Consider the following 555-nt stretch of genomic DNA (forward strand, 5'->3'; position numbering starts at 1 on the left):
CGGCGTCAAGAAGGGTGCGTGAGCGCGATGACGAACGATGTGTCGAGACAGGACAAGATCGACCGCCTGCTGGCGATCGAGGAGATCAAGGATCTGCGGCTCGCGTACTCGGCCTACTTCGACAGCCAGGACATCGAGAAGCTGGGTTCGATCTTCACCGAGGACGCCGTCTGTGAGTTCGACGAGCAGTACGGCGGCGACTGGGTGGGTAGGGACACCATCCGCGCGAACTACGCCGCCGTGGCCGAGCAGGTCGGCGCGCCGTACAACGCGATCCATGCGGTCACCAATCCGTGGATCGAGCTGACGGGAGCGGATACGGCCAAGGGCCGCTGGTACCTGATCGAATACCTCACCCGACAGGGCGCGTTCAGCTCCCCGGGCGGGCACGAGAACCCGCTGTTCTACTTGGGGATTTATCAGGACGAGTATCGAAAGGTCGACGGTAAGTGGCTGATCTCCCGGGTCCGGCTCGAGTTCCTCTGGCCGGAGCGCACCATCTGACCCGGACGCCCTGAGCCTCTGAGCAGAACGCCGACGCGGGCCGCCGTGGAC

General features: G+C 64.3%; 1 protein-coding gene. It reads left to right on the plus strand.

The window, feature by feature from the left end:
- On the plus strand, positions 1 to 504 hold a 504-nt coding region (locus tag B4M60_RS02510), incomplete at its 5' end, for a nuclear transport factor 2 family protein (RefSeq protein ID WP_291079979.1).
- Between the last annotated feature and the right edge of the window lie 51 nt (positions 505 to 555).

This window comes from Dietzia sp. UBA5065, from assembly GCA_002415925.1.
Lineage (GTDB): Bacteria > Actinomycetota > Actinomycetes > Mycobacteriales > Mycobacteriaceae > Dietzia.